General features: G+C 45.8%; 1 protein-coding gene. It reads left to right on the top strand.

All coding sequences use genetic code 11. The features are described 5' to 3' along the window. Positions 1 to 73: 73 nt before the first annotated feature. The coding region (locus tag R7040_RS29755; protein ID WP_318098088.1) for a methylglyoxal synthase at positions 74 to 528 on the top strand (455 nt) is incomplete at its 3' end.

Genomic DNA, 528 nt, shown 5'->3' with positions numbered 1-528 from the left:
TGTTGACTGATGCGCTAAAAAAGTGTTTTATTGATAGATAACCAGTTCATAATCATAAAATCGGAATAACTTGATGCAAAAAACGACTCGTACCATGCCTGCGCATAAACACGTGGCATTGGTTGCCCACGACAATTGCAAACCTGAGCTCCTTCGCTGGGTAAAAGAGAAGAAAGAAAAGCTGCAACGCCATTTCTTGTACGCTACAGGCACAACTGGCCACATGCTGAGTAAAGAAACGGGCTTAGCAATTAAGAGCATGATCAGCGGCCCAATGGGTGGCGACCAACAACTTGGAGCATTGATTTCGGAAGGTAAAATCGATGTGTTGGTCTTCTTCTGGGATCCACTAAACGCCGTACCTCACGACCCTGATGTGAAAGCCCTACTTCGTATCGCAAGTGTTTGGAACATCCCAGTTGCGACTAACCGTGCAACGGCAAAATTCCTCTTCGACTCTCCTCTTCTAGAACAAGAAGTCGACATCGAAGTGCCAGATTACGAAGCTTACCTTGCAGAACGCATGTA

This window comes from Vibrio sp. 1069, assembly GCF_033340555.1.
Note: the sequence above shows the minus strand (reverse complement) of the source record. Positions and strands in the feature narration are given on the sequence as shown.